Annotated in this window: 4 protein-coding genes; 1 reads left to right on the plus strand and 3 read right to left on the minus strand. The window is 69.0% G+C overall.

The features are described from left to right. On the minus strand, window positions 1-715 hold a 715-nt coding region (locus tag G6016_RS15215; RefSeq protein ID WP_338403636.1), incomplete at its 3' end, for a glycoside hydrolase family 25 protein. Between the two features lie 429 nt (window positions 716-1,144). Here G6016_RS15215 and G6016_RS15220 point away from each other — a divergent pair. Next, window positions 1,145-1,417: a hypothetical protein gene (locus tag G6016_RS15220; protein WP_182633457.1), complete on the plus strand. Its 273-nt coding sequence runs from the start codon at window positions 1,145-1,147 to the stop codon at window positions 1,415-1,417. Window positions 1,418-1,459: 42 nt separating this feature from the next. Here the strand turns inward: G6016_RS15220 and G6016_RS15225 are convergent, their stop codons facing one another. Then, window positions 1,460-2,149 (minus strand): pentapeptide repeat-containing protein, encoded by a 690-nt coding sequence (locus G6016_RS15225; RefSeq protein ID WP_182633458.1) that lies wholly within the window; start codon window positions 2,147-2,149, stop codon window positions 1,460-1,462. A gap of 100 nt (window positions 2,150-2,249) precedes the next feature. Further along, window positions 2,250-2,434, minus strand: a 185-nt coding sequence (locus G6016_RS15230; RefSeq protein ID WP_182633459.1) for a hypothetical protein, incomplete at its 5' end; no start/stop codon positions are given.

The raw sequence follows: 2,434 nt of genomic DNA on the forward strand, positions 1-2,434 counted from the left end.
CGCGGGTGCCGGCAAAGACGTTGAGGTCGACGTGGTCGGCGAATCCGGGCACCCGACCAGTCTCGGCGCGCTGCCAGAAGGTCCATTCGTCCCAGCCGCCGATCATCGGACGCGTCGGCTGCGACACGCCGTACTCGGCCAGCCACAGCGGGTACTCGGCGAAGCGGGTCGTGTTGGCCATCCGGTCGATCCAGAAATAGCGGTACGTGTAGAGAATCGGCATGCGACCGGTGCGCTGCTGGAGGGTGTCGAGGAAGACCTGCGCCCACGCGGCGAGCTCCGCCGGATCCAGATCCTCGGCGTACTCGAGGTCCAGGACAGGCGGGAGCTGCGGGCCGCCCACGGACTGGATTCGGTCGGCAAAAGCGTGGGCCTGTTGCGCGGGCTCCATCGCAGGTCGGGCCATGTGGTAGCTGCCGATCACCATGCCCGCGGCGCGCGCGTCCCGCAAGTCCGACTCGTAGTAGCGGTTGGCGGGCCCGGTCCCCTCGGTGGCCTTGATGAACGCGTAGGTCTGCCCTGAAGCGGCGGCCTGGCGCCAGTCCACGGGGGCACCGTGGGGGTGCTGCCAGCTGGAGGTGTCGAGGCCCTCCGCGAGGCCGTGGAAAACCGGGTCCGGGGGTGCCGCGGCGTCGGCACGGGGGGAGGAGAGGGCGACGACGACAAGGCCGGCCACCAACGCTGCGATCGACGCCAGGGCAACCGCAATCCGCACCACGACTGCGTGCGGGACTGACGCGGTCTGCGACGACCGGCCAGGCAATTGTGCGCTGTTCAGGGGGCTGTTGCGAGAGTGCGGGCCGCGGTCAGGCCTGCGACGCGCGCTCGTGGTGGCTGGGGGTGTGGCTCGGGCGGGTGGACCGGCAGGAGTCATGGCGGCGAGTATTATTTAGTAACAACTGTCACACAAGCAACTTCGGCAACTTTGGTCCAGAAAGTCGAAGAATATGTTCCGCGCCTTGCCTCACCGTGCGTCGTGCTCGGCCGATTGCTGCCGAATTAGGCATCCACGAACTCTCAGGAAGCGCTCAGAAAGTCACGGATTCACAACAACCCGTAACACGCTGCCCCACGCGTGCGATTGGCCGATTTTCGCGCCTACCCTTGTGGGAGCAATCACTAAATCCAGTCGGGAGTGCCCCTCATGACCGATGCCATCGATCTCACCACCCCTCGTTTTCAGCAGAGCCTCGTCGCCGAGATAGACGGGCCTGATGATGACCCATTTCTCGAGGTGCTCGTAGCCGACACCGTCGTGCTGGACGAGGACGGTGCCGGTCGCGGAGCCCCGGAGCTGCGGCTACGGACCGGTGCCGAAGGGATCGTTCTCACCGACAGGGATCAGGTCCTGAGGCTGCAGGCCGTGATCAACCGGGCCGCCAACCAATGGCGTGAAGCCGCCTCTCACCTGCCCTAGCCCGCTGGAGCGGACCCGGCTCGGCACGTCGGCCGTGCCGACTCAGAGCACCCGGATTCCGGTCTCGCCGATCAGCGCCAGTCCGACGCCCAGCACCTGTTCCGAGGAGATGATCGCGCCCCGAAGCGCGGACGCGCCACGGAGATCTTCGAGGTCGGCGCCACGCAGGTCGGTCGCCGAGAACTGTGCCCGCTCGACGGTCGCCCCGCGAAGGTCGGCGCCCTCGGTCGACAGGTCCGCCACCTGCGCCTCGTGAAGGTCGGCCTGGCGGCAGCGCGTGCCGGACAGGCGGATCCGCTGCAGGCGCGCCATCCGCATGTTGAGCATGTCGGCGTGGCAGTCCTCGAACGACACATCCGTCAATCGCGCCGCCGACAGCACCAGTCCGGTCAGCCGACAGTCCACGAACCGCACGCGGGTCAGTGACGCGCCGTCGGCGACCAGCCCGGACAGGTCGCAATCGCGCAGTTCCACGTCGGTGAGGCGGAGACTGTCCGCGCGGGCGCCGCTCAGGCGCAGGCCCTCGATGACGGACTCGCGGATCTCCATGCCGCCGAGGTCGGCCGGTCCGTCGGCGGGATCCGGGCCGTCAGCGGCACCGGCAAGGACTCCGTCCCACAGGCCGTCGGCCTCGAGCTCGGAGGTCGGGGCGTCCAACTGCTCGCGACGAGGCATGCTCGGCGCGGCCGGGGGACGGGGGTTCTCGGATCGACGACGAAGAGGCGGAGGCACGAGCCCACCCTAGATTCCAGCTCCGACACCCGCGCCGGCACCGCCTCCGGCCTCCGGGTCGTCGGCGCGAATTCACCTCAGCCGGACCACCACAGTTCGGTCAGTCGAGATCGCACAACTGCCGGAACTGGGCCCATTGCGCGCCGACGGCGTCGTCGTCGACCTCCGGCTGGGCCGCCAGGCCGGACAGGCGGCTCGCCACCGCGGACAGCGCGTTGTCCCGGACCCCATCGGCCAGTCGCGCCACCTCCTCGGACGCGGCGGCGCGCTCGGCGCTGCGATCGG

Source organism: Dietzia aerolata (assembly GCF_014144865.1).
Lineage (GTDB): Bacteria > Actinomycetota > Actinomycetes > Mycobacteriales > Mycobacteriaceae > Dietzia > Dietzia aerolata.